Origin of the sequence: [Empedobacter] haloabium (assembly GCA_008011715.2) — a bacterium.
Classification (GTDB): Bacteria; Pseudomonadota; Gammaproteobacteria; order Burkholderiales; family Burkholderiaceae_D; genus Rugamonas; species Rugamonas haloabia.
Genome location: CP136508.1, coordinates 4876865 through 4902338, shown reverse-complemented (window position 1 = coordinate 4902338; position 25474 = coordinate 4876865). Strand labels below are relative to the sequence as shown.

At 66.0% G+C, this 25474-nt stretch carries 21 protein-coding genes and 1 other RNA gene; 12 read left to right on the top strand and 10 right to left on the bottom strand.

Translation table 11 applies throughout. From position 1 onward, the window contains the following. Nucleotides 1-10: 10 nt before the first annotated feature. Nucleotides 11-1642: an alpha-D-glucose phosphate-specific phosphoglucomutase gene (locus E7V67_021490; GenBank protein WUR12251.1), complete on the top strand. Its 1632-nt coding sequence runs from the start codon at nt 11-13 to the stop codon at nt 1640-1642. Between the two features lie 38 nt (nt 1643-1680). Continuing rightward, nucleotides 1681-3345 (top strand): alpha-amylase family glycosyl hydrolase, encoded by a 1665-nt coding sequence (locus E7V67_021485; protein ID WUR12250.1) that lies wholly within the window; start codon nt 1681-1683, stop codon nt 3343-3345. A 159-nt stretch (nt 3346-3504) separates the two neighbouring features. Here the strand turns inward: E7V67_021485 and pulA are convergent, their stop codons facing one another. The 3 genes from pulA to E7V67_021470 form a co-directional block, all read right to left on the bottom strand. After that, nucleotides 3505-6228 (bottom strand): pullulanase-type alpha-1,6-glucosidase, encoded by a 2724-nt coding sequence (pulA, locus tag E7V67_021480; protein ID WUR12249.1) that lies wholly within the window; start codon nt 6226-6228, stop codon nt 3505-3507. Between the two features lie 100 nt (nt 6229-6328). Next, on the bottom strand, nt 6329-8074 hold the full coding sequence (locus tag E7V67_021475; protein WUR12248.1) for a methyl-accepting chemotaxis protein: 1746 nt from the start codon (nt 8072-8074) through the stop codon (nt 6329-6331). Nucleotides 8075-8386: 312 nt separating this feature from the next. After that, nucleotides 8387-9976 carry an oligopeptide:H+ symporter gene (locus tag E7V67_021470; protein WUR12247.1) on the bottom strand — a complete coding sequence of 530 codons (1590 nt, stop codon included), beginning with the start codon at nt 9974-9976 and terminating at the stop codon, nt 8387-8389. 309 nt (nt 9977-10285) lie between these two features. Here E7V67_021470 and E7V67_021465 point away from each other — a divergent pair, with 309 nt between their 5' ends. The 4 genes from E7V67_021465 to E7V67_021450 all read left to right on the top strand — a co-directional run bounded on the left by E7V67_021465 (nt 10286) and on the right by E7V67_021450 (nt 16232). Then, on the top strand, nt 10286-11905 hold the full coding sequence (locus tag E7V67_021465; GenBank protein ID WUR12246.1) for an alpha-glucosidase family protein: 1620 nt from the start codon (nt 10286-10288) through the stop codon (nt 11903-11905). Nucleotides 11906-12011: 106 nt separating this feature from the next. Next, the gene (locus tag E7V67_021460) at nt 12012-13880 is read left to right on the top strand and encodes a glucokinase (GenBank protein WUR12245.1); all 1869 of its coding nucleotides are present in this window, start codon (nt 12012-12014) and stop codon (nt 13878-13880) included. Nucleotides 13881-14368: 488 nt separating this feature from the next. Next, on the top strand, nt 14369-14920 hold the full coding sequence (locus tag E7V67_021455; protein WUR12244.1) for a PadR family transcriptional regulator: 552 nt from the start codon (nt 14369-14371) through the stop codon (nt 14918-14920). 73 nt (nt 14921-14993) lie between these two features. Then, nucleotides 14994-16232, top strand: a complete 1239-nt coding sequence (locus E7V67_021450) for an MFS transporter (GenBank protein ID WUR12243.1) — start codon at nt 14994-14996, stop codon at nt 16230-16232. On the opposite strand, the gene E7V67_021445 is transcribed toward E7V67_021450, so the two are convergent. The 3 genes from E7V67_021445 to E7V67_021435 all read right to left on the bottom strand — a co-directional run bounded on the left by E7V67_021445 (nt 16216) and on the right by E7V67_021435 (nt 19223). Next, entirely contained in the window at nt 16216-16863 is a 648-nt protein-coding gene (locus tag E7V67_021445; protein WUR12242.1) for a hypothetical protein, read from the bottom strand. The genes E7V67_021450 and E7V67_021445 overlap by 17 nt on opposite strands. 23 nt (nt 16864-16886) lie before the next feature. Then, a complete protein-coding gene (locus E7V67_021440) occupies nt 16887-17360 on the bottom strand; it encodes a hypothetical protein (GenBank protein ID WUR12241.1) in 474 nt (157 codons plus the stop codon). Between the two features lie 75 nt (nt 17361-17435). After that, nucleotides 17436-19223, bottom strand: a complete 1788-nt coding sequence (locus E7V67_021435; protein ID WUR12240.1) for a thiamine pyrophosphate-requiring protein — start codon at nt 19221-19223, stop codon at nt 17436-17438. A gap of 251 nt (nt 19224-19474) precedes the next feature. On the opposite strand from E7V67_021435, the gene E7V67_021430 reads away from it, so the two are divergent. Next, on the top strand, nt 19475-19645 hold the full coding sequence (locus tag E7V67_021430) for a hypothetical protein (GenBank protein WUR12239.1): 171 nt from the start codon (nt 19475-19477) through the stop codon (nt 19643-19645). A gap of 109 nt (nt 19646-19754) precedes the next feature. Here E7V67_021430 and groL read toward each other — a convergent pair whose 3' ends face one another. After that, nucleotides 19755-21401 (bottom strand): chaperonin GroEL, encoded by a 1647-nt coding sequence (groL, locus tag E7V67_021425; protein ID WUR12238.1) that lies wholly within the window; start codon nt 21399-21401, stop codon nt 19755-19757. A gap of 46 nt (nt 21402-21447) precedes the next feature. Further along, entirely contained in the window at nt 21448-21738 is a 291-nt protein-coding gene (gene groES, locus E7V67_021420; GenBank protein WUR12237.1) for a co-chaperone GroES, read from the bottom strand. A gap of 277 nt (nt 21739-22015) precedes the next feature. Between groES and E7V67_021415 the strand changes: the two genes are divergently transcribed. From E7V67_021415 to E7V67_021395, 5 genes are all read left to right on the top strand, one after another. Continuing rightward, nucleotides 22016-22150: a hypothetical protein gene (locus tag E7V67_021415; GenBank protein ID WUR12236.1), complete on the top strand. Its 135-nt coding sequence runs from the start codon at nt 22016-22018 to the stop codon at nt 22148-22150. Nucleotides 22151-22263: 113 nt separating this feature from the next. Beyond that, nucleotides 22264-22503 (top strand): hypothetical protein, encoded by a 240-nt coding sequence (locus E7V67_021410; protein ID WUR12235.1) that lies wholly within the window; start codon nt 22264-22266, stop codon nt 22501-22503. After that, a complete protein-coding gene (locus tag E7V67_021405; GenBank protein ID WUR12234.1) occupies nt 22500-22811 on the top strand; it encodes a cell division protein ZapA in 312 nt (103 codons plus the stop codon). The genes E7V67_021410 and E7V67_021405 overlap by 4 nt, the downstream gene beginning before the upstream one ends. Nucleotides 22812-22881: 70 nt before the next feature. Next, a non-coding RNA gene (gene ssrS / locus E7V67_021400) (6S RNA) lies at nt 22882-23061 on the top strand. A 101-nt stretch (nt 23062-23162) separates the two neighbouring features. Then, nucleotides 23163-23606: an EVE domain-containing protein gene (locus tag E7V67_021395; protein ID WUR12233.1), complete on the top strand. Its 444-nt coding sequence runs from the start codon at nt 23163-23165 to the stop codon at nt 23604-23606. 51 nt (nt 23607-23657) lie between these two features. On the opposite strand, the gene lgt is transcribed toward E7V67_021395, so the two are convergent. Together lgt and E7V67_021385 are read right to left on the bottom strand one after the other, a co-directional pair. After that, nucleotides 23658-24506 carry a prolipoprotein diacylglyceryl transferase gene (lgt, locus tag E7V67_021390; protein ID WUR12232.1) on the bottom strand — a complete coding sequence of 283 codons (849 nt, stop codon included), beginning with the start codon at nt 24504-24506 and terminating at the stop codon, nt 23658-23660. Beyond that, complete coding sequence (locus tag E7V67_021385) at nt 24507-25409, bottom strand: LysR family transcriptional regulator (protein WUR12231.1); 903 nt, start codon at nt 25407-25409, stop codon at nt 24507-24509. It lies immediately after the preceding gene. Between the last annotated feature and the right edge of the window lie 65 nt (nt 25410-25474).

Below are 25474 nucleotides of genomic sequence, written 5' to 3'. Positions count from 1 at the left end.
GAGCAAGAACATGGCAATCCTGACGGTCCCCACCCAACCGATTCCCGGCCAGAAGCCGGGAACTTCCGGCCTGCGCAAGAAAGTGGCGGTCTTCCGCCAGCAGCACTATCTCGAGAACTTCGTCCAGAGCGTGTTCGACACGCTGGGCGACCTGTCCGGCAAGACGCTCGTGCTGGGCGGCGACGGCCGCTTCCACAACCGCGCGGCCGTGCACACGATCCTGCGCATGGCGGCCGCCAACGGCGTGGCGCGCGTGCTGGTCGGCCGTGGCGGCCTGCTGTCCACCCCGGCCGTGTCCTGCGTCATCCGCAAGCACGAGGCGCTGGGCGGCATCATCCTGTCGGCCAGCCACAACCCGGGTGGCCCGGACGGCGACTTCGGCATCAAGTACAACATCGGCAACGGCGGCCCGGCGCCGGAGGGCGTGACCGAGGCGATCTACCAGCGCACCACCACGATCACGCAGTACCGCGTCAGCGACGATCCGGACGTGGACATCGACCACATCGGCCGTGGCTACATGGAGCAGATGCAGGTCGAAGTCATCGACCCGGTCGAGGATTACGCGGACATGCTGGAAGGCCTGTTCGACTTCGACGCGATCCGCAAGCTGTTCACCGGTGGCTTTCGCATGTGCTTCGACGCGATGAGCGCGATCTCCGGGCCATATGCGCAGGCGATCCTGGAAGGGCGCCTGGGCGCGCCGGCCGGCACCGTCATCAACGCCGTGCCGCTGGAGGACTTCGGCGGCCACCATCCGGACCCGAATCCCGTCAACGCGGCCCAGCTGATCGAACTGATGGCCGGTCCCGACGCGCCGGACTTCGGCGCCGCCTCGGACGGCGACGCCGACCGCAACATGATCGTGGGCCGCAACTTCGCCGTCACGCCGTCGGACAGCCTGGCCATCCTGGCCGCCAACGCCCAGGTGGCGCCAGGCTACCGCGGCGGCATCGCCGGCATCGCGCGCTCGATGCCGACTTCGCGCGCGGCCGACCGCGTGGCCGAGGCGCTGGGCGTCAAGCTGTACGAAACGCCGACCGGCTGGAAGTACTTCGGCAACCTGCTGGACGCTGGCCTGGCGACGCTGTGCGGCGAGGAGAGCTACGGCACCGGCTCCAACCACATCCGCGAGAAGGACGGGGTGTGGGCCGTGCTGTTCTGGCTCAACCTGCTGGCCGTCACGGGCAAGAGCGTGCAGCAGATCGTTACCGAGCACTGGGCCCGCTTCGGCCGCAACTACTATTCGCGGCACGACTACGAGGCCATCGAGAGCCACGCGGCGCAGGTGCTGATGGACGACCTGCGCATCAAGCTGACCAACCTGCCCGGCCAGCAGATGAACCATTACACGGTCGATTTCGCCGACGATTTCTCGTACACCGACCCGGTGGACGGCTCGCAGTCGACGCAGCAGGGCATCCGCATCGTCATGACGGACGGCTCGCGCATCGTCTATCGCCTGTCCGGCACCGGCACGGAAGGCGCCACCTTGCGCATCTACCTGGAGCGCTACGAAGCCGACCCGGCACTGCACAACATTCCCACCCAGCAGGCGCTCGCGCCGCTGATCGCCATCGCCGACAGCGTGGCGAGCATTGCCCACAACACGGGACGGAGCAACCCGACCGTGATCACCTGACGTATAACCCTGCTGTACAACCCCAAAGGAAAGGTCGCATGAATACTGGTCGCCATAAACTCCGCTCCCTCGCATTGGCCGCGCTGCTGGCGGCAAGCGCCGCTGTCCAGGCGGCGCCCCGGCCGTTCACCTGGGAGAACGCGACCGTGTATTTCGTCGTCACGGACCGCTTCAGCAATGGCGACCGGTCGAACGACCTGGCGTACGGCCGCAAGGCCGACGCCGCGCCGCTGCGCGGCTACCTGGGCGGCGACCTGAAGGGCCTGACGGCCAAGGTCAAGGAAGGCTACTTCGACAGCCTGGGCGTGGATGCGATCTGGCTGACGCCACCGGTGGAGCAGATCCATGCCGGCACCGACGAGGGCACCGGCAAGTCGTACGGCTTCCACGGCTACTGGGGGCGCGACTTCACGGCCATCGACGCCAACCTGGGCACGGAGCAGGACTTCGCCGACTTCGTACAGGCGGCCCACGCGCGCGGCATCCGCGTGCTGTTCGACGTGGTGATGAACCATATCGGCCCGGTCACGGAGCAGGACCCGGTATGGCCGGCCGACTGGGTACGGCTCGACCCGGTCTGCAAGTACAAGGACACGCCGACCACGGTGCCGTGCGCGCTGGTGCCGAACCTGCCGGACGTGCGCACCGACAGCGACGCCAACGTGGCGCTGCCGCCGGCGCTGGTGGAAAAGTGGAAGAAGGAAGGACGCTACGAGCGCGAGGTAAAGGAGCTGGACGAGTTCTTCGCCCGCACCGGCTACCCGCGCGCGCCGCGCTACTACCTGATGAAGTGGCATGCGGACTGGGTGCGCAAGTACGGCATCGACGGCTTCCGCGGCGATACCGTCAAGCACACGGAACCGGGCGTGTGGAAGGAGCTGCGCAGCGTGGCCGATGCGGCCTACCAGGACTACCGCAAGGCCAATCCCGGCAAGGCGCTGGGCGAGAAGTTCTTCACGCTGGCCGAGGTGTATGGCTACGGCATCGGCTCGGGCCGCCAGTTCGACATGGGCGATGCGGGAGACAATGCGAAGGTGGACTTCTATGCCAACGGCTTCGACGGCCTGATCAACTTCGCGCTGCCGGGCGACGCGAAGGGCGGCTATGACAGCATCTTCAGCAAGTACGCCCAGGCCCTGCATGGCCCGCTGAAGGGGCAGGTCGTGCTGAACTACATGGATTCGCACGACGACGGCAACCCGTTCGACCCGTCGCGCAAGAAGCCGTTCGAGACGGCCAACAAGCTGCTGCTGGCACCGGGCGCGGCGCAGATCTACTACGGCGACGAGACGGCGCGCCGGCTCGATATCGCCGAGGCGACCGGCGACGCCAAGCTGCGTTCGTTCATGAACTGGGAGGAGCTGGCCAACAACACCGCACGCGACGGCTACCGCATCGCCGACGTGCGCGCGCACTGGAGCAAGCTGGGACTGTTCCGCCGCGCCCACCCGGCGATCGGCGCGGGCGAACACCGCAAGCTGGCCGACCAGCCCTACACGTTCGCGCGCACGCATGGCGCGGACAAGGTCGTGGTGGCGCTGGACGTGCCGGTCGGGCGGCCGGTCGCAATCAAGGTCGGCGGCGTGTTTGCCGATGGGGCGAAGGTGAAGGATGCCTACTCGGGCGCGACGTACACCGTGCGCCAGGGCGCGGTGCGCACCGCTGGCAAGGCGGGTGTGGTGCTGCTGGAAGCGGCCCGCTAGAACCGAGCGAGTACCGGGGGGCTGTCCCTGCAAGGGATTGACCCCGAAGTTGGTGGGCATCGGGCAAAACTTCGGGGTCAGTCCCGAAGGGACAGACCCCCGTAACGCATCCGCGGGTCGGAGACCCGCAGATGAGAGCCTGACACCTTGGGTTCCCGACTACTCCACGAACACCACCGCCGTCCGCGCCGGCACGGTAAATGTCCCCGTCGCCTTGTCATACTTCGCTTCGCGCACGCGCTGGTCGCCCGCCTCGACCCGGTCCTGCACCGGATGCAACCGGTATCCGCGCTCCGCTTCTTCCGGCACCGCGATCCGCTGCGCCACCTTGTCGACATTGATCAGGTAGGCGATCGAGCGATAAGCCGCCCCCGCGTAACCCGCACCATCCAGCCGGCCCACGATGACCGTCGGCACCTGCTGGGGTCCGGTATTGTAGAAGCGCAGCCGCTGTCCGATCTCGTCCGCCGTGCGCAGCCGGAACAGCGTGCTGCTGGCGCGGATCGCCAGCAGGTCGCGGAACGTGTCGCGCGCGAACGCGATGTCGGCCGGGGTGGCTTTCAGCGCCGGGTTGGCCAGCACGGGGCGCATCAGCGCGTAGTCCTTGCCGTTGTCGGCCGCCGGCGGCAGGCCGGTGCCGAAGTAGTTGTCGCGGTAGGTCCAGTCCAGCCGGTTGAACCAGTCGCCCGATTCGAAGCTGTTGCGGTCCAGCGATTTCGAGCGCAGGATGTCGAAGCCGGCATGGAAGTAGGCCACGCCCTGGCTGAAGGTGTTGATCGCGGCCGCCAGCATCTGCACGCGGGCACGGTCCGCGCTGCCGGTCGCCAGCGGCAGGCGGAACGCATTCAGGTCGTACAGCGTCTGGTTGTCGTGGTTCTCGACGTAGTTGACGGTCTCGCCCGGCGCGCTGGCATAGCCGGCCGGCTGGCCGGCGTAATCCAGGTCCGCCAGCTTGCGCACGCTGCCGTCGTAAGTCGTCAGCGGATACGTGCGCACGCTGCCGGCCAGGCCCACCCGCACCAGGTCGGCCGCCTTCAACAGCTCCTCTTTCGTCTGGGCGGCGCTGCCGTTCGGATCGTAGAACAGGCCGTTGACGTAACCCTGGCGTGCCAGCATGTCGCGCCCCGCATCGCCCGCGCCGCCGCCGCGCACCGCGTCGCGGCCACGGTCGCTGAACGTGCCGATGCCGCTGCCGTTCAGCGCCAGCTGCGACGCCTGCACGAAGCGCTTGCCGTCGGCCACTTCACCGAAGTTCCAGCCTTCGCCGATCAGGTTGATATGACGGCCGGCGGCCGCGTCGACGCGGCGCTGCAGCGCCTCCATCACCGCGCGCGGCTGGTGGCCCATCAGGTCGAAACGGAACGAGTCGATCCGGTAGTGTTTCGCCCACAGCGCCACGGAGTCCGTCATCAGCTTGCCCATCATGCCGTGTTCCGTCGCGGTGTTGTCGCAGCAGGTGGAGCGCTCGATCGCGCCGCGCGCGTCCAGCCGGTGGTAGTAGCCCGGAACGATGCGGTCCAGTACCGATTTCTCGGCCTGGCCGCCCAGGAAGGTGTGGTTGTAGACCACGTCCATGCCGACCCTGAGGCCGATGTCGTGCAGCGCCATCACCATCTGGCGCAGCTCGACGATGCGGCGGGCGCCGTCGGCCGGCTTGGTGCTGTAGCTGCCTTCCGGCGCGCTGTAGTGATACGGGTCGTAGCCCCAGTTGTAGCAGTCGGTCTGGCGCGTCAGGCCGACCAGCTGCTGCTGCACGTCGCTGTCCGGCGGCAGGCCGCGCAGGCGCGCCGTGTCCGGCACGTCGCAGTGGCGTTCCGGCACGCTGCCGATGTCGTACACGGGCAGCAGGTGCACGTCCGTCAGGCCGGCGCGGGCCAGCGCCGCCAGGTGGCGCATGCCGTGCGAGCCGGTTTCCGTGAACGCGGTGTATTTGCCGCGATTGGCCTGGCTGACGCTGGCGTCGTTGATGGAAAAGTCGCGCACGTGCAGCTCGTAGATCGACATGTCGGTCTGCGCCTGGACCCGGGCTGGCGCCGGCGTACTGTCCCAACCCTTCGGCTTCAGCCGGGGCGCCGCCAGGTCGGCGATGTAGGCGCGGCGCGAATCGGTCGTCAGGCTGACCGCATACGGATCGGTCACGAGGTTGCGCACGATGCCGCTGCCATTGGCATGCACGTCGACGGCGTAGCGGTAGTACTTGCCGTCCAGGTTGGCGGGCAGGGTGGCCGACCACACGCCGGTGGCGGCGTCGAAGCGCAGTGGCGTGATGGCGCGCGCCGGGCCGTCGCCGCTGTCGTAGGTGCAGACCGCGACATTGCGCGCGGTCGGTGCCCACAGCTTGAACGTGGTGCTTTTCGCTGTCGGCGTGACGCCCAGGTCGGGCACCTGTTGCGCGCCGGCGTACAGGTCGTCCAGCGCGCCGGCCACCTGCACGGTGGTGGCGTCCAGCACCTTGCCCTGCGCGTCTTCGCGCACCAGCACCAGCTGGCCCTGGTGCAGCACGGCCATGCGTGCTTCGTCCGCTGCCGCCAGCGCCAGCACCGCACCGTTGCCCAGCCATGCGAAGGCGGGCGAAATCTCGGCCTGGCCGGCGGCCAGCGCCAGCGCACCATCGGCGCCGCGCACCGGCGCGCCCGGTCGCGCGACGATGGCGGCGCTGGCGCTGTGGTATAGGCGGTAGAAGCCCTCGGGGGCGGCGGGCCAAAGCAGGGTGCGGCGGTCCAGCCAGGCCGCACGCGCGTCGAGCGTGGCGGCGGCGGGCGACAGCACGGCCTGGAAGCCGTCCTCATTACAAGTGCTGAGATCGGCCGCCGCGTGGGCGGGCGAAGCGCCGACAAGGATGAGGGCGGCGAGTGCCGCCCCGGTGGACTTGCAAATGACCATACGTGCCCCCTGGTTGAGTTGGCACGTATGGTAATCGAAGCGGTGTAGTTTTACTACTTGAGCAATAGGGTGGCGCGACCGGGCGGCCGCGCCGGCAGGCTTAGAACTCTTCCCACTCCGACTCGGCCGTCGCCGCGACCTTGCGGGCAGGTTGCGGCGCTGCCGCGGCCTTGGCAGGCTTGGCGGTCGGCGCCGCTGGGCGCGACGCCTGCGCCAGCTGCTTGGCCGGCTTGGCGGCCGCGACGCGTGGCGCCGCCGCCGGGCGTTTGGCCGGCGCACTGGCCGCCTGCGCCACGGTGAACGTGCCCACCAGTTGCGCCAGCTTGGCGGCCTGGTCCTGCATCGATTCGGACGCGGCGCTGGCTTCCTCCACCAGTGCGGCGTTCTGCTGCGTGACCTGGTCCATCTGGGCGATGGCCTGGTTGACCTGGTCGATGCCGCTGCTCTGCTCGCGGCTGGCGGCCGAGATCTCGCTCATGATGTCGGTCACGCGCTGCACGCTGCCGACGATCTCGTCCATCGTGGCGCCGGCCTGGCCGACCAGCTGCGAGCCGACGCCGACCTTTTCCACGGAGTCGTCGATCAGCCCCTTGATTTCCTTGGCGGCGGCGCCGGCGCGATGCGCCAGGTTGCGCACCTCGCCCGCCACCACGGCAAAGCCGCGGCCTTGTTCGCCGGCACGGGCCGCCTCGACGGCCGCATTCAGCGCCAGGATATTGGTCTGGAAGGCGATGCCATCGATGACGGTGATGATGTCGACGATCTTGCGCGCCGATTCGTTGATCGCACCCATCGTGTCGACCACCTGGGCCACCACCTGCCCGCCTTGCGCCGCCACGCTCGACGCGGCGGCGGCCATGGCGCTGGCTTGCTGGGCGTTGTCGGCGTTCTGGCGCACGGTGGACGTGAGTTCTTCCATCGACGACGCGGTTTCCTCCAGCGAGCTGGCCTGTTCTTCCGTGCGCGACGACAGGTCGGCATTGCCGGCCGAGATCTGGCCGGACGCGGTGGCGATCGTGTCGGTGCCGGTGCGTACTTCGGTGACGATGGCCGCCAGCTTGTCGCGCATATTGCGCATCGCGTACAGCATGCTCGATTGGTCGCCCGGCTTGACAGGCACGTGCACGGTCAGGTCGCCGTCGGCGATGCGCGCGGCGATGGCGGCAGCCTCGTCCGGTTCGCCGCCCAACTGGCGCAGCAGCCCGCGCGTGATCATGACGGCCGAGCCGATGCCGACGAGGAGGGCAATGGCGTTCAGGACCAGCATCAGGGTTACGGCGCCGTCGTACGCCTGCTGTGCATCGGCGGCGGCGGCGGCATTGAGCTTGTTCTCGAAGGCGATCAGGTCGTTCAGCACGGCCAGCCACTCGCGCTGCACGGGCCGCACCTGGTTGATCAGGAAGTCGGTGCCTTCCTCGGCCTTGTTGGCCAAACCGAGTTCGATCGACTTGGCCATCAGCGGCGCGGCCTTGGCCGCCTCTTCCTGCAGCTTGGCCGCGAAGGCCTTTTCCTCGGGCTTCGTGCCGGGGTCCTCGAATGTCTTCTGCAGCTTGCCGAACGCTTCCTGGTACAGCGCGGCCTGGGTTTCCATGCGCTTGACTTCCGGCTGCATCTGTTCCTGCGTCGTGAACATGATCAGGTTACGCAGCGCGACCATGCGGTCCATGACGGTATCCTGCATCGATGCGATCAGCGCGATCTGGACGTTGTTGACTTCCGTGATGCTGCGGGTGCGTTCGTTCATCTCGCGCATCTTCAGCAGGCCGGTGCCGACGATGGCGATCATCAGGCAAAGCACGAGCGCATAGCCGATGGCCAGCCGCGTGCCGACTTTCATGTTTTTCATAGTGGTATGTGGTTATGGCTCAGCGTGCGCAGGCACGGCTGGCTGGGACATGCGGACAACCGCGATAGGGCGGACATTGCGCGGCGGCGCGTGGATTGGGCGCCGTCACGAAGCATGATTATAGGAGAGATGCGCCGGCTAAAATGTTTCTCTGTTGCACAGACGCCGCAGGAATTTCACAAAAATTTTACGGCCGGGCCCATTTTTTGACGCAATGCCAAGAGAAGCCTTGTACGACCGTCACGCGACGGCCGAGCCCGTGTCCCACCTCGGGGTCAGTCACCGATTCGAGACACGGACTCGGGCGTAAGCTTATGCCGGCGCAGTGCCGCCGCGGTAGTTGTCCACCATCTTGTAGCGCAGCGCGTACAGGCCGAACACCAGCGCCGTCAACAGCGCGAAGCCGGCAAAGAAGAACATCTGGAATGCGATGACGGACAAGCCGGTGTCGCCGATGTGCCCCAACACGTAGTCGTTCTTGACGCTGGCGTTGACGATCAGCACCCACAGGTTGCCGACGGTGACGGCCAGGGTCCAGAAGCTCATGATGACGCCCTTCATCGACGCAGGCGCCTGGCTGTAGGCGAATTCCAGGCCGGTGGCGGAAACCAGCACCTCGCCCATGGTCAGCAGCGCGTATGGCGCCAGCTGCCAAAGGATCGACATCGGCGTGCCGCCGTCCATCGACAGCTGGATCCAGCCGATCACCAGCCAGGCCAGGCCCGAAAACGCGATACCGGCCGTCATGCGGCGCAATGCCGTCGGTTCGATGCCGATCGCCCGCAGCAGCGGGAACAACGCCAGGTTGTTGAACGGGATCAGCAGCATGACCAGCAGAGGATTCAAGGCCTGCATCTGCGCCGGCAGCACCTGGAACTGCCAGCCGAGGATGTCCAGCACGGGGCTCGTCATCGAATTGGCCTGCACGATCCAGGTCGAGGCCTTCTGGTCGAACAGCGACCAGAACGGCGTCACCAGCGCGAACACGATCAGGATGCGCAGCACGGCGCGCACGCCTTCCACCGCTTCGTCCGGATGGTGGCCGCGCGCGCGCTCGAGCTGCATGCCGGTGCCGATGCCGCCGAACGCCAGCAGCAGCACCAGCGCCGTGCAGGCGCCGATGACGAAGCCCCACGAATACGACATCAGCAGCGAGACGATGGCGCCGGCCACGCCGATGACTGCCACCACCAGCCCGGGACGGCCCTCGCCGGGGCGTTTCGCCAGCAGGGCGGTGCGCGCCACGCGGGTCAGCGAATCGGGGTTGGGCGGTGCCGGCGGCACGTTGACGTACTTGTTCCGGCCGAGCCAGAACACGAGCACGGCAAACGCCATCAACAGGCCCGGCACGCCGAAGGCGACCGAGGGGCCGTAATCCTTCAGCAGCAGCGGCATCAGGAGCGACGCGAAGAAGGAGCCGAAGTTGATGCACCAATAGAAAGCGTCGTACACCACCTTGGCGCGCTTCTTGTTGGTCTGGTCGAACTGGTCGCCCACGAACGCCGACACCAGCGGCTTGATCCCGCCCGCGCCCAGCGCGATCAGGAACAGGCCGAAATAGAAGCCCTTCAGGTTGTCCTCGAAGATCGCCAGGCAGGCGTGGCCCGCCACGTAGAAAAGGCTGAGCCAGAGGATCGTCTTGTACTTGCCGAACAGGCGGTCGGCCAGGAAGCCGCCCAGCAGGGGCGTGAAGTAGGCGCCGATGACGAACGTGTGGAACACGTGCTTGGCCTCGCCGGTGCGGTCCTCCAGCGGCACGAACAGCAGCAGGGTGCTGATCAGGAACGGCGTCAGGATGTTGCGCATGCCGTAGAAGGAGAAGCGTTCCGCCGCCTCGTTGACGATGATGAACGGGATCTGCCGCGGTAGCGGTCCGTTCCCCTGGGTTTGGTCTGTAGCCATCGATGTCCCCGAAAAAGGTCCGGCGCCTGGCGGGATGGCCGACAGGCGCGACGGACGTCAATATTGTGTGGCACGGATGCTATGGGAACGGCAGCGCTCTGGCAACAGCGAAATATCGCCGATTCCAGACCGTTTCAAGCATAAAACTGTAGTTTGACTACTACTGGCAGCGCGAGATTTTTTGCGCAAAGGGGCTAAGCTATTGATTATTAAAGGCTGAGCGTAACTACGCTGTCGCCGGGAAGCGTTGAGAATTCATTATGCTTGATGTATATTCTCTACAATTCTCCCTCAACAACCGGAATCGACATGAGCCAGACATCGTCCCCGACCTGGTGGCAGGAAGCCATCATCTATCAGGTGTACCCGCGCAGCTACCTCGACACGAACGGCGACGGTATCGGCGATCTGAACGGCATTACCGAGCGTCTCGACTACATCGCCAAGCTGGGCGTGGACATCGTCTGGATCTCGCCCTTCTTCAAGTCGCCAATGAAGGACTTCGGCTACGACATCGCCGACTACTGCGACGTCGACCCGATGTTCGGCACGCTGGCCGACTTCGACCGCCTGATCGCCAAGGCGCACAGCGTGGGCGTGAAGATCATGATCGACCAGGTGATGAGCCACTGCTCCGACCAGCACCCCTGGTTCGTGGAGAGCCGTGGCAGCCGCGACAACCCGAAGGCCGACTGGTTCGTCTGGGCCGACCCGCTGCCGGACGGGAACCCGCCCAACAACTGGCTGTCCGTGTTCGGCGGCTCGGCGTGGCAGTGGGACGCGCGGCGCAAGCAGTACTACATGCACAACTTCCTCACCAGCCAGCCGGACCTGAACTTCCACAATCCGGAAGTGCAGCAGGCCATGCTGGACGGGCTGCGCTTCTGGTTGGCCCGCGGCGTCGACGGCGTGCGCCTGGATGCCGTCACGTTCCACTTCCACGACCAGCAGCTGCGCAGCAATCCGCCGGCCACGGTGCGCGACACGTCCACCGTCACCGACGTCAATCCATATGGCTACCAGGCCCACATCTACGACAAGTGCCGTCCCGAGAACGTGCCGTTCCTCGAGCGCGTGCGCCAGGTGCTGAACGAATTCGGCGCCGTTTCGATCGGCGAGGTGGGCGCGGACGATGCGCTGGCCTACATGGCCGAATACACGGCCGGCGGCAACCGCCTGCACATGGCCTACAGCTTCAACCTGCTGACGGAAGACCACTCGGCCAAGCATATCCGCACCCAGGTCGAGGAATTCAACCGCCGCGTCAAGGACGGCTGGGCCTCCTGGTCGATCGGCAACCATGACGTACCGCGCGTGGCCACGCGTTGGGGCAAGGGCAAGGACCCGGTGGCGTTCGGCAAGCTGGCGCTGGCGCTGCAGCTGTCGTTGAAAGGCACGCCCACGCTGTACCAGGGCGACGAGCTGGCGTTCACCGAGGCGGACGTGCCGTATGAACTGATCCAGGACCCGTACGGCATCACGTTCTGGCCGGAGTTCAAGGGCCGCGACGGTTGCCGCACGCCGATCGCCTGGACCGACGCTCCGAACGGCGGCTTCACCAGCGGCAAGCCCTGGCTGCCGGTGGCGCCCGAACATCTCGCCGCCGCCGCGTCGAAACAGGAAGTGGATGAAGATTCGCCGCTGAACTTCGCGCGTCGCCTGATCGCATGGCGCCGCACGATGCCGCAGCTGACGCGCGGCGACATCGAGTTCCTGCCGGCGCCGGAGCCGGTGCTGGCGTTCCGCCGCGACCTGCCGGGCGAGCGCAGCGTGCTGTGCCTGTTCAACCTGGGTGGCGACACGGTGCGCTTCACGTTGCCGCAGCTGCGCGGCGCCGAGGCGCTGGCGCAGCCCGGGCTGCCGGGCGAAGTGCGCGGCGAGGAAGTCACGTTGCCGCCTTGCGGCGCGTGGTACGGCTACGCCGCATAAGGCCGCAGGCCCGGTCCCGACCGGGCCTGTCTTTTTTGTGGGCGTTATTTACGGTATGCTGCGGCCTCTGTGGCATTAGCAAATCTTCACTAGGGCAGGGCAGACGATGAAACAACTGGATGTAGACCAAAAACTGAGCCGCACCGCGTTTGCCGACGGTCCCCGCCTGCTGGCCGACATCGGCGCCACGCATGCGCGCTTCGCCCTGCAGACGGCGCCCGGCGAATACCAGTCGGTGCGCGTGCTGCAGTGCGACGACTACACCGGCATCGTGCCCCTGCTGCGCAGCTACCTGGCCGACCATCCGGACATCAACCTGAACCACGGCGCGCTGGCGCTGGCCAATCCCGTCCACGGCGACTACATCCGCATGACCAACCGGGACTGGCAGTTCTCCACCGACGAAGTGCGGCGCGAGCTGGGCCTGCACACGCTGCTGGTGGTGAACGACTTCACGGCGCTGGCGATGGCGATCCCCACGTTCACGCCGTCCGACCTGATGCAGGTGGGTGGTGGCGCGCCGGCCGCCAACTCCGTCATCGGCGTGCTGGGTCCGGGCACGGGCCTGGGCTGCTCGGGCGTCATTCCCACCGTGGACGGCTTCGTCACGCTGGGCTCCGAAGGTGGCCACAACAACTTCGCCCCGGCCGACGAACGCGAATACGCGATCCTGCAGTACGCCTGGCAGACCTGGTCGCACGTGTCGAACGAGCGCCTGATCTCCGGCCCCGGCATGGAGATCATCTACCGCGCCATCGCGCGCCGCAACGGTCGCCAGGTGCGCGACCTGACCTCGCAGCAGATCATCGCCGGCGCGCTGAAGGACAAGGACGCGCTGTGCCTGGAAGTGCTGGAGTGCTTCTGCGCGATGCTGGGTGGCGCCGCGGCCAACCTGGCCGTCACACTGGGCTCCTTCGGCGGCATCTTCATCGGCGGCGGCATCGTGCCGCGCATGGGCGAGTGGTTCAAGGAGTCGCCGTTCCGCACCCGCTTCGAGGCCAAGGGACGTTTCTCGTCCTACCTGGCCGAGATCCCGACCTACGTGATCACGACGCCGAACCCGGCGTTCTACGGCGTGGCGACGATCCTGTCCGAGCACCTGCGCGGGCGCAGTGGCGCCAACACGCTGATGGAGCGCGTGCAGCACCTGCACCATGAGCTGACGCCGGCCGAGCAGCGCGTGGCGCAACTGGTGCTGGAGCAGCCGCGCCTGGTGCTGAACGAACCGATCGCGGACATCGCGCGCCTGGCCGAAGTGTCGCAGCCGACCGTGATCCGCTTCTGCCGCTCGCTCGGCTTCACCGGCCTGGCCGACTTCAAGCTGAAGTTCGCCAGCAGCCTGACCGGCGCGATCCCCGTGCGCCACAGCCAGGTGCGCGTCAGCGACAGCACGCACGACCTGTCGGCCAAGGTGATCGACAACACGGTGTCGGCGATCCTGAAGTTCCGCGACCAGCTGGACGTGCGCTCGCTCGACCGCGCCATCGCGCTGGTCTCGAAAGCGAAGAAGGTGGAGTTCTACGCGATGGGGAATTCGCGCGTGGTCGGCCTGGACGGCCAGCACAAGTTCTTCCGCTTCCGCATCCCGACCGCGTCGTATGGCGACTCGCACCTGCTGTCGCTGGCGGCCGAGTTGCTGCAGCCGGGCGACGTGGTGATCGCCATTTCCAATTCCGGCAAGCTGCCGGAGCTGCTGGAGGCGGTGGACACGGCGCGCGCCGGCGGCGCGGACGTCATCGCCATCACGACCAGCCAGTCGCCGCTGGCGAAGAAGGCGACCGTGTGCCTGGCGGTCGATCACAGCGAGGACAGCACGACGTTCCTGTCGATGATCTCGCGCATCCTGCAGCTGCTGCTGATCGACATCCTGACCGTCGGCATCTCGCTGGACGAATCGAACAAGGCGCTGGTGCTGGAGCGCAAGGGCGCGGCGCAGGAAAGCCCGCGGCTGCTGATTTCGCACCTGGACAGCTGATTCACCGCTCCATGAAAAAAGCCGGGCCGCGCGAGCGCCCCGGCTTTTTTGTCGTTCCGCCTCAGTAACGGCGCGGCATCGGCCGGGCCGGGGTCCGGTGCAGCCGTGCCTGCACTTTTTTCCAGATAAAGCCGGCGATGGCCATCATGATCATTTTGCGCATGGTTTTCCTCCTTTGGTCGATGGCTCATTGTGCCGGTGCCCGGAGCCGGTGACTGTGCGCGGGACCACGTTGGGGTCTGTCCCGAAGTTTTGCTGGCTCCGTCGAAATGCTTCAGGCTTGGGGTCTGTCCCTGCAAGGGACTGACCCCGGTTTTAGTCGTTACCGTTTGCAGCCCGATAAAAACCGGGGTCAGTCCCCGTTGGGGACAGACCCCAACCCCAGGACGCCACCGGTTTGCGGACAGGCACCCTGAAAAATCCCCTTGCGCTCCGCCGAAAAACGTTTACGATATATCGTACGTAAGATATATCGTAAGGAGAAACCCATGTTCCACATGTTCCGCAAGCACGGCTTCCACATGCACGACCACCATCACCACCATCATCGCGGCATGGGTGGCGGCGGCCGTGGCCCGCGCATGTTCGATTCGGGCGCGATGCGCTACGTCGTGCTGCAACTGATCGCCGAGAAGCCGCGCCACGGCTATGAGATCATCAAGGAATTGGAGACGCGCATCGGCGGCGGCTATGCGCCCAGCCCGGGCGCCATCTATCCGCTGATGGCCATGTTGTACGACATGGGCCACGTGTCGATCAGCCAGGAGGGCAACAAGAAGCTGCATTCCATTACGCCGGAAGGGCAGCAGTTCCTGGACGAGAACCGGGCGATGGTCGATGCCCTGATGGCACGGCTGGTGGAAGGCGGGCGCGGCCCCGGTCGCGGCGACGGCCGCCACGACGACCTGCGCGCCGTGATGCACCAGTTGAAGGAGACCGTGATCGTGCGCGCGCGCGATCCCCATGCGCCGCAGGCGCGCCGCGAACAGATCGCCGCCATCCTGCGGCGAGCCCACGACGAGATCGCCAAGCTCGACTGAGTGGCGCGGTTTCGGGGGGCGGGCCCGCGGGTCCGACCCCAGCCCTGAGCACCGCCAAATGAAAGAACAAGAAATGACGACAACCCTACCTTTGACCCCCGCCCGCGAGCGTCTCGTCCTGTGGCTGCTCGCCCTGATCCAGTTCACCGTCATCATGGACTTCATGGTCATGATGCCGCTGTCGCCCCAGCTGATGCAGGCCTTTTCCATCAGCGCGGCGCAGTTTTCCGGCGCCGTTTCGGCCTATGCCTGGTGCGCCGGCTTGTCCGGCCTGCTGGCCGCCGCCTATATCGACCGCTTCGACCGCAAGCGCCTGCTGCTGACGGTGTTCATGCTGTTCAACCTGTCCAACCTGGCCTGCGCGCTGGCGCCCAGCTTCCACGTGCTGGTGCTGTCGCGCGCCTTCGCCGGCCTGACGGGCGGCGTGCTGGGCGCCATCGGCATGGCCATCATCGGCGACCTGATTCCAGCGCAGCGGCGCGGCGCCGCCACCGGCGTCGTGATGACGTCGTTCAGCATGGCCGCCATCGCCGGCGTGCCGCTGGGCGTCGGCCTGGCCGCGCGCTACGGCTGGCAGTCGCCGTTCTACCTGCTGGTGGTGTTCTCGCTGGCGATCTGGCTGCTGGCCGCGTTCGTGCTGCCGGCCCTGCGGGCGCACCTGGGCCAGCCCGTGCCGCTGGCACGGGTGCTGCCGGACCTGGCCGGCCTGCTGCGCGTGCCGGCGCACCTGCGCGCCTTCCTGCTGACGTTCGTGACGATGCTGTCCGGGATGCTGATCATTCCATTCATCTCGCCGGTACTGGTGGGGAACCTGGGCGTGCGGCCGGGCGACATCATGTGGATCTACCTGGGCGGCGGCCTGGCGACATTCTTCACGTCGCGCCTGATCGGCAGCTGGTCCGACCGCGCCGGCAAGCACCGCGTGTACCGCTGGATGGCACTGGCCTCGATCGTGCCGATCCTGGGCATGACGCACCTGCCGCAGCTGTCGCTGGCCGTGCTGATCGCGCTGTTCCCGTTCTTCATGGTCGCCATGTCCGGCCGTAACGTGCCGCTGCAGGCCCTGATGACGACGGTGCCGGAACCGCAGCGGCGCGGCGCCTTCCTCAGCGCGAACGCGGCGGTGGCGCAGATCGGCACCGGCCTCGGCGCGCTGCTGGGCGGCTCGTGGTTGCACACGGACGCCGCCGGCCATATCGCCGGCTACGGCATCAATGGCTGGGTGGCGACAGCGCTGGTGCTGTTCGCGTTCTGGTGGGTGGGGCGGGTGCCTGCCGCGGCAGCGCGGCCGGCCGTCACGTCCCCTGCTTGACGACGGTGTCCAGCAGGCGCTGGGCTTCCTGCAGCACGGGGCCGGTCAGCTTGTCGCGCGCGATCTCGGCAAACGTCCCTTCGCGCACGTGCAGGCCGTCCGCGGCCAGCAGCGAGAAGCGCACGGCGCCCAGGGCTGGCGGCGCCATGCGCTGCTTGACCGGTGCGCGCACCGCCAGCGCAATGGCCGTGTGGACGAGGCGCTTGCCCTGTTCGGCCACCTCGGCCGGCGCGCCCTCGAACACGGCCACGCGGCCGGTATGGTTGATGTAGCGTACGCTGCCGTCGGCATAGGCCGCCAGCGCGTCCAGGCCTTCCTCCAGCGGTACCTCGACCACGATGCCCAGTACTTCGCGCGAGGCGAACGGCTGGCCGGAAGAGCGCAGCCAGTGCCAGGCCAGCAGGCGCACGCGGCTTTCCTCGCCGGCGTCCTCGCCGATCGTCTGCACCACGCGCGGGTCCGGCGTGGCGCCGAACAGCGAAGCCTGCACCGGCGTGGCCTTGACGAGGTCGGGGTCGTCGCAGAACAGCAGCTGGTAGACGAGGTCCAGTTCTTCCGATTTGTACGGGCGGGCGGCAGCACCCGGCAAAGCCTTGCGCGCGCCGAAGGAGGCGAATAATTTTTTAAACATGGTGCAATGATACGGTACTGGCCTCAGGGTGTCGCCGGCCGCGGTGCCGCGCGCTGCATCGGCTGCTGTTCGCTGCGCCAGCGCGCCAGCGTCAGCAACTGATCGTTCGCCTCGTCCTCCACCAGGATGTCGCCGTTGGTGCCGACGAGGAAACCCTGCCAGGCGACCGCCGCCTGCGGCGTGTTCTCGACGAAGTTGAGCTGGTAGTACGGCTTGCCATCGACCAGGCGCGGCGCCGGATCGTATTCGATGACGGCGCCGTGATGGCTGCCGCCCGAGTTCTTCTCGATGGCGGCCGACCAGGCCTTCAGCTCCGGCAGCGCCAGCAGGTGCTCCATCGCCTGCTCGCGGCTCAGGCGCTGCGCCGGCGCCTGGTTCGTCGCCGCAGGGGCGGGCGCCTTGTCGCCATGCGGGGCGAAGTACAGCACTCCCAGTCCGGCTGCCAGCAAGCCGGCAAGCGTGCCGGCGACGGCGGGAAGGCGGGAGGGCTTGCTCATCGGGGCGATACTTTCTGCGTGGTTGGGGTGCCTCATACTAAACCAAAGGCCTGCCGCCAGCAATTACGGCGCCCCTTACTTCTTCGGCGGGAACCAGGCCTCCCAGGTCTCCTTGATGCTGGCCTTGACGATGGCCAGCGCGTCCGGGTCGCCCTTCAGCAGCGCGGCGAAATAGGCCTTGGCCTGCTTGGGCGAGACGTCCGGCGGCAGCGGCGGCACGTCCGGGTCCGTGACCATCTCCAGCACGCAGGGCCGGTCCGACGCCAGCGCGGCCTCCCAGCCGGCCGCCACCTCTTCGGGCTTGTCGACACGGATGCCCTTCAGGCCGAGCAGCTCGGCATAGGCCGCGTATGGGAAGTCCGGCATCGTTTGCGATGCCTCGTACTTCGGGTTGCCACCCATCGCGCGCTCCTCCCATGTGACGAGGTTCAGGTCCTGGTTGTTCAGCACCATGATCACCAGCTTGCCGTTGCCCCACTGGCGCCAGTACTTCGCCACCGTGATCAGGCCATTGATGCCGTTCATCTGCATCGCGCCATCGCCCACCAGCGCGACGACGGGCCGGTCGGGCAGGGCGAACTTGGCGGCGATCGCATATGGCACCGCGCAGCCCATCGTCGACAGGCCGCCCGACACGCTGGTCATCATCCCGCGCCGCATCTTGACGTCGCGCGCGTACCAGTTGGCGACGGAGCCGGAATCGACGGCCACCACGGCGTTGTCCGGCAGCCGCGGCGACAGCTCCCAGAACACGCGCTGCGGGTTGATCGGATGGGCGTCGTTCATCGCGCGGCCCTCCAGCACACGCCACCAGCGCTCGACGCCTGCGCGGATCTCGTCCTGCCAGGCGCGCTCGGCCTTGCGCTCCAGCAGGGGAATCAGCGCGCGCAAGGTCGCCTTGGCGTCGCCGATCAGGTTGAATTCCATCGGATAGCGCACGCTGGCGCGGCGCGCGTCGATGTCGATCTGCACGCCGCGCGCCTGGCCTTCCTTCGGCAGGAATTCGCTGTACGGGAAGTTCGAGCCCACCATCAGCAAGGTGTCGCAGTCGTTCATCATGTCGTGGCTGGGCTTCGTGCCCAACAGGCCGATCGAACCCGTGACGAAGGGCAGGTCGTCGGGCACCGCCGCCTTGCCCAGGAGCGCCTTGGCAATGCCCGCGCCCAGCAGCTCGGCCACCTCGATCAGTTCGTCCGTCGCGTGCAGCGCGCCGGCGCCGGCCAGGATCGCCACCTTTTTCCCTTCGTTGAGGATGCGCGCGGCCTGCTGCAACGCCTCGGCCGGCGGCACGTGGCTGCGGGTCAGCTCACCGATGCCGGAATGGACGGTGCCGTGCTCGCGCGGCGGCTTCGGCACGGCGTCCAGTTCCTGCACGTCGTTGGGGAAGATGATGCACGTGACGGTGCGCTGCTCCTTGGCGATGCGGAAGGCACGATCGACCAGGTGGCGCACCTGGGCCGCATCGGTGGCCATGTGCACGTACTCGTGCGCCACGTCCTTGAACAGCGAGACCAGGTCCACTTCCTGCTGGTAGTCGCCGCCGATCGACGCGCGCTTCTGCTGGCCGACGATGGCGACAACGGGCTGGTGATCGAGCTTGGCGTCGTACAGGCCGTTCAACAGGTGGATGGCGCCGGGGCCGGAGGTGGCCACGCACACGCCGACCTCACCGGTGAATTTGGCGTGCGCCGTGGCCATGAAGGCGGCCATTTCCTCGTGCCGCACCTGGATGAAGTCGATCGCATCCTGGCGCCCGAACGCGCCCATGATGCCGTTGATGCCGTCGCCGGGATACCCGAACACGCGCCGCACGCCCCACGCGGTCATGCGCTGCAACAGGAAGTCGCCTACCGTATCTGCCATGACTGTCCCTCAGTTACAAAAAGGACATGATAAGGCGGGCACCGCAGTGCCGGCGCACGCGAAGCGCGCGTCTGATGTTGCCGGAAAAATGGGGACAGACCCCATTTTTCCGGCAACTTCTGCTGCGACGCAGCGCCTGCTCAGCCGTATTGGAAGCGTTGCCAGCGTGGGACACTCGCTGAAAAAAAAGGCAATGTTGGCGAAAATTCGGCGTATATTGGTTGCACAACAACTCACAACGGAGACTCAGTATGGATATGGAACCGGACGACCGCACGGGCCGCTATGTTGGCTTCGGTATCAGCCTCGGCGCCGCGATCGGCTGCGCAATCGGTGTTGCCATGGGCAATTTCGCCATGGGCATCGGCCTGGGCGTGGGAGTGGGCAGCGCCGTTGGCGCCGGCCTCGCACGCAGGCGATAACAATGTGGAGATGTCACTGAAGGCTGCCGCGGCAGCCTTTTTTCATGGGCAAAAAAAAAGCCGCTTCCGAAGAAGCGGCTTTCTTGCTGGCTGGGAGCCGGCCGGATGATTACATCATGCCGTCCATGCCGCCCATGCCACCCATACCGCCCATGCCACCCATACCGCCGGCTGGCTTGTCTTCCACCACTTCCGCGACCATGCAGTCGGTCGTCAGCATCAGGCCGGCGATCGAAGCAGCGTTCTGCAGTGCCGAACGGGTGACCTTGGCTGGGTCCAGCACGCCCATTTCGACCATGTCGCCGTAGGTGCCGTTGGCGGCGTTGTAGCCGTAGTTGCCGTTGCCCGACAGCACAGCGTTGACGACGACCGACGACTCTTCGCCGGCGTTCTGCACGATCATGCGCAGCGGCTCTTCCATCGCGCGCAGCACGATCTTTATGCCGGCGTCCTGGTCCGGGTTGTCGCCTTTCAGGTTCAGGGCAGCGCGGGCACGCAGCAGGGCGACGCCGCCGCCTGGCACGATGCCTTCTTCAACGGCGGCACGGGTCGCGTGCAGCGCGTCTTCCACGCGGGCCTTCTTCTCTTTCATCTCGACTTCGGTGGCAGCGCCAACCTTGATCACGGCAACGCCGCCGGCCAGCTTGGCCACGCGCTCTTGCAGCTTCTCGCGGTCGTAGTCGGAGGTCGCTTCTTCGATCTGCACGCGGATCTGCTTGACGCGGCCTTCGATCGCATTGGCTTCGCCAGCGCCGTCGATGACGATGGTGTTTTCCTTGCCCACTTCGATACGCTTCGCCTGGCCCAGTTCGGCCAGCGAGATTTTTTCCAGGGTCAGGCCGACTTCTTCCGCCACCACCTGGCCGCCGGTCAGGATCGCGATGTCTTCCAGCATGGCCTTGCGACGGTCGCCGAAGCCAGGAGCTTTCACTGCGCAGGTCTTCAGGATGCCGCGGATGTTGTTGACCACCAGCGTCGCCAGGGCTTCGCCTTCGATGTCTTCGGCGATGATCAGCAGCGGACGGCCGGCTTTCGCCACTTGCTCCAGTACCGGCAGCAGGTCGCGGATGTTCGAGATCTTCTTGTCGCACAGCAGGACGAACGGATTCTCCAGCACGGCAACTTGCTTCTCTTGGTTGTTGATGAAGTACGGCGACAGGTAGCCGCGGTCGAACTGCATGCCTTCGACGATGTCCAGCTCGTCGTTCAGCGACTTGCCGTCTTCGACGGTGATGACGCCTTCCTTGCCCACTTTTTCCATCGCTTCAGCGATGCGCTCGCCGATCGATGCGTCCGAGTTCGCCGAGATCGCGCCAACCTGGGCGATTTCCTTCGACGTCGTGCATGGCTTGGCGATCTTCTTCAGTTCTTCGACGGTGGCGGCGACGGCCTTGTCGATGCCGCGCTTCAGGTCCATCGGGTTCATGCCGGCGGCCACGAACTTCATGCCTTCGCGCACGATGGCTTGTGCCAGCACGGTCGCGGTGGTGGTGCCGTCACCGGCGTTGTCGGACGTCTTCGAAGCGACTTCCTTGACCATCTGCGCGCCCATGTTCATGAGCTTGTCTTTCAGTTCGATTTCCTTGGCGACCGAGACACCGTCCTTGGTCACGGTCGGCGAGCCGAACGAGCGCTCCAGCACGACGTTGCGGCCTTTCGGGCCCAAGGTGACCTTGACCGCGTTGGCCAGGATGTTGACGCCTTCAACCATCTTGGCGCGCGCTGCGTCGCCGAAAATTACTTCTTTAGCTGCCATGTTTGTGTTCTCCTGAATTCTAAGGGGGGCCAGTGCGGTGGCCGGATTACTTCTGGACGATGGCCATGATGTCTTCTTCGCGCATCACCAGCAGCTCTTCGCCGTCAACCTTGACAGCCTGGCCGGAGTACTTGCCGAACAGTACGCGATCGCCGACTTTGACTTCCAGTGCGCGCAGCTGACCGCTGTCGGACACCTTGCCATTGCCAACTGCCAGCACTTCACCCTGATCCGGCTTTTCGGCGGCGGCATCAGGAATGATCAGGCCGGAAGCAGTCTTGGTTTCCTGGTCCAGACGTTTGACGATGACGCGATCGTGCAAAGGGCGAAGGTTCATACAAAACTCCTTATGTACAGTGAGGTTCAAAATCTTTGTTAGCACTCTCGACTAACGAGTGCCAACAATTATAGGGATGGCTACCACCTATTTCAAGGCCCGCGCTTGCACATCTTCCAACTGCTTGCAAAGTGCTTGCATTTTCGTATCGACTGGCCCGCGCCAGCCTTTCGGCACCTGTCAACAAGCCCAGCGTTTGTGTTTTGACAAAAGGGACAATGGGGTGCACACTGTACTTTCTTGTCCGATGTTGTAGTGACCTATAGCGGAGGCTGTGATGTACCACCCCAAATTCCCAAGGGACCTGCACGCGCCCAACTGGGTGCGTGTCGCCATCAACGTGGCCGCCGGTGCGGCGCTGGGCGTGCTGGCGGGCGCCATGCTGCTGCTGGCGCTGGGCGCGGCAAGCTGACCTGTCCACGTACCGCAAGGTTGCCAGCACGATCATTGTCATTAAGATGTAATTAAGTGTAGAACCGGGTGTATTCGGTTGACCACGCTTTCGTGCGGCCCTATAGTGGCGGGATGATTTCCGACTTCCAAGAACTCGCTGACAAGATCGAACAGTTGGCGGAGCTGACGCACAGCCTGCGTCGCGAGAATGCACAACTGCGCCAGGCCAACGCCGCGCTCGTCGCCGAGAACATCAGCTACCAGCACCGGCTGGGCGAGGCGCACCAGCGCGTCTCGGCGTTGCTCGACAAGATCACCCCGCCGGCACCCGCCGAGGAAGCCCAGGAAGCCGTGAAAGAGGAAGCGCAATGACGCCCGTGGACGTGAACATCATGGGCCAGGCCTACCGCCTCATGTGCAAGGAAGGCGAGGAACGTGCCCTGCGCGAAGCGGCCAGCCTGCTCGACAAGAAAATGACGACCATCCGCGACGCCGGCAAGGTCAAGGGCAACGACCGCATCGCCGTGATGGCGGCGCTGTCGATGGCGGCGGAATTCCTGACGGCGAAAGCGCCTGCGGGACCCCTGTCGGACATGTCGCTGCTGGAAGTGCAGCAGAAGATCGCCGCGATGCAGAGGGTGCTCGACAGTGCCCTGACGCCGCAGGAAGCGCTGTTCTAAGCACCTGATTGGATTGCGAATCAATTCGAATTAGGGCTTTCAATCACACGGATTGAGGAGTAAACTCCGTGTCACCCTGCAGTGTTCGCGATTGTCATATATTCCTTGAACCATTTACATGCATCGGTTGCGGAACATAGTTCGACGGGCGTGAGCGTCGCTAGTCCGATGAACCCGAAGTTGAACTGACTGTGACCACCTTGAACCGTAAGGTTCGGGATGCCGGCATAGCGGCACAGGCGGGGCCTTATTTGTAGTACCGAAGCGGTTGGCGGCATCGAAGGATGCGCCACCGTTTTTTTTCGTCCGTCTTTTCGCGAGGGAGCGCCGATGGCCAGGCAGTACTGGTTGATGAAGTCCGAACCCGACGACGTCAGTTTCGACGACGTGCTGGCGTCGCCCGGCCAGGTGACGTCGTGGTACGGCGTGCGCAACTACCAGGCTCGCAATTTCATCCGCGACGGCATGAAGGTGGGCGACGGCGTGCTGTTCTACCACTCCAGCTGCGCCGTGCCCGGCGTCGCCGGGCTGGCCGAAATCGTCAGCGCGCCGTATCCCGATGCCACCCAGTTCGATCCCAAGAGTCCGTACTACGACCCGAAGGCCACGCCGGAGCAGCCGCGCTGGATGGGCATCGACGTCAAGGCGGTGCACCAGGGGCGCTACGTCGACCTGAAGGAATTGCGCAGCCACCCGGAGCTGGAGCACATGCGCCTGCTGGCCAAGGGCAGCAGGCTGTCCGTGATGCCGGTGGAGCCGGCCGAGTGGCGCTTTATCGTGAAGCTGATCGGGTAGTGTGAAACACCGGGGACAGGCTGGTACGCAGCGCGGCCTGTCTCCTCGGGTTCAAGCCGTCACCGGCGCCGCCCCATACACCTTGCGCCGGTACGACCACACCAGCATCGCAATGGCCGCCACGATCATCGGCAGGGACAGTACCTGGCCCGACGTGATCGGCAGGCCCAGAACGGTGGTTTCCCAATCCGGCGTGCGGAAGTATTCGGTAAAGAAACGCGCGCAGCCGTACAGCAAGGTGTACATCGCGCCCACCGCCAGGCGCGGACGGGCATGGCGGGCGAACGGCCACAGGATCAGGAACACCAGGATGCCGTCCACCAGCAACTGGTAGATCGGCGACGGATGGCGCAGGCCTTCCAGGAATACCGGATCCGGGAACAGCGGATAGCGGATGTCCGGCCACTGCATGGCCCAGGGCAGCGAGGGATCGGCCACGACGCGGCCCGGCAGCTCGGCGTTGATGAAATTGCCCAGGCGTCCGCACGCATAGCCCAGCGGGACCATCGGCGCGATGAAGTCGTACACGTCCAGCAGGTTGCGGCCCGCCTTGCGCGCCCAGAACGCCATCGCGATCAGCACGCCCAGGAAGCCGCCGTGGAAGCTCATGCCGCCATGCCAGATCATGAAGATCTCGACCGGGTTGCTCCACCAGTCCGGGCGATAGAAGAACAGCTCGCCCAGGCGGCCACCGAGAACGACGCCCAACATCCCATAGAACAGCATGTCGTCCAGGTCGGACGCCTTCCAGCCCAGTGCCGCGATGTGCGGCTGGCGGATGCGCAGGCGGCCCAGCGCGATGAACTGCGCGAACGCCAGCACGTACATCAGGCCATACCAGTGAACGGACACCGGGCCCACGTGGAACGCGACCGGGTCGGGCATCGGATGTATCAGCATTCAGAGTCTCTTTCTCATCAGGTCCAGGAAGCCCTTCAACACGGGCGAGATACTGTCGCGGCGCCACGCCAGGCCCGTCTCCACGAGGGGCGTCGTCTGCGCCAGCGGCCGGTATTCTACTCCCGGGCGGCGCAGGTTGGAGACCGATTGTGGCACAAGTGCGATCCCCATGCCGGCCGACACCAGGCTGACGATCGTCTGCATCTGGATGGCTTCCTGGCCGATCACGGGCGTCATGCCGGCCGCGCGGAACACGGCCAGGATGGCATCGTACAAGCCGGGCGCGATCGCGCGCGGGAAGATGATCAGCGGCAGCGGCGGCAGGGTACGCAGGCTGGCGTCGTGCTTGCCGCGCAGCTCCGGCAGGTTGGCCGGCGAGGCCAGGATCAGCGGCTCGGACAGCACCGGCAGGTAATCCAGTTCGGCCTTGGCCTTGTCGGTCAGCGGTGGGATCAGCAGGCCGGCGTCGATGCGGCCGTGCAGCAGCTCGTCCATCTGCCGGTCCGACGTGGCTTCCTGCAGCGTGATCTGCACATGGGGGAAGGCGGCCCGGTACGCGCGCAGCGATGGCGGCAGCACGCTGTAGTCGGCCGACGAGACAAAGGCCAGCGACAGCTTGCCCATCTCGCCGGCGGCGGCGCGCTTCACAAGACCGGGCAGTTCGCCGGCCTGCGCCAGCAGCCGGCGCGCTTCCGGCAGCAGCGCCTCGCCGGCCGGCGTCAGCGCCACGCCGCGGCGGTTGCGGTCGAACAGCGGTGCGCCCAGCATGTCCTCCAGCGCCAGGATGGTTTGCGACAGGGGCGGCTGCGTCATGTGCAGCCGCCGGGCGGCACGGCCGAAGTGCAGCTCCTCGGCCACGGTGACGAAGTAACGCAGCTGCCGCAGTTCGATATTGGTTGCCATCCGGTTGTCGTCCTCCGATATATGAAATGAATCACAGAGGATTAAATCATATATTTGACAACTGA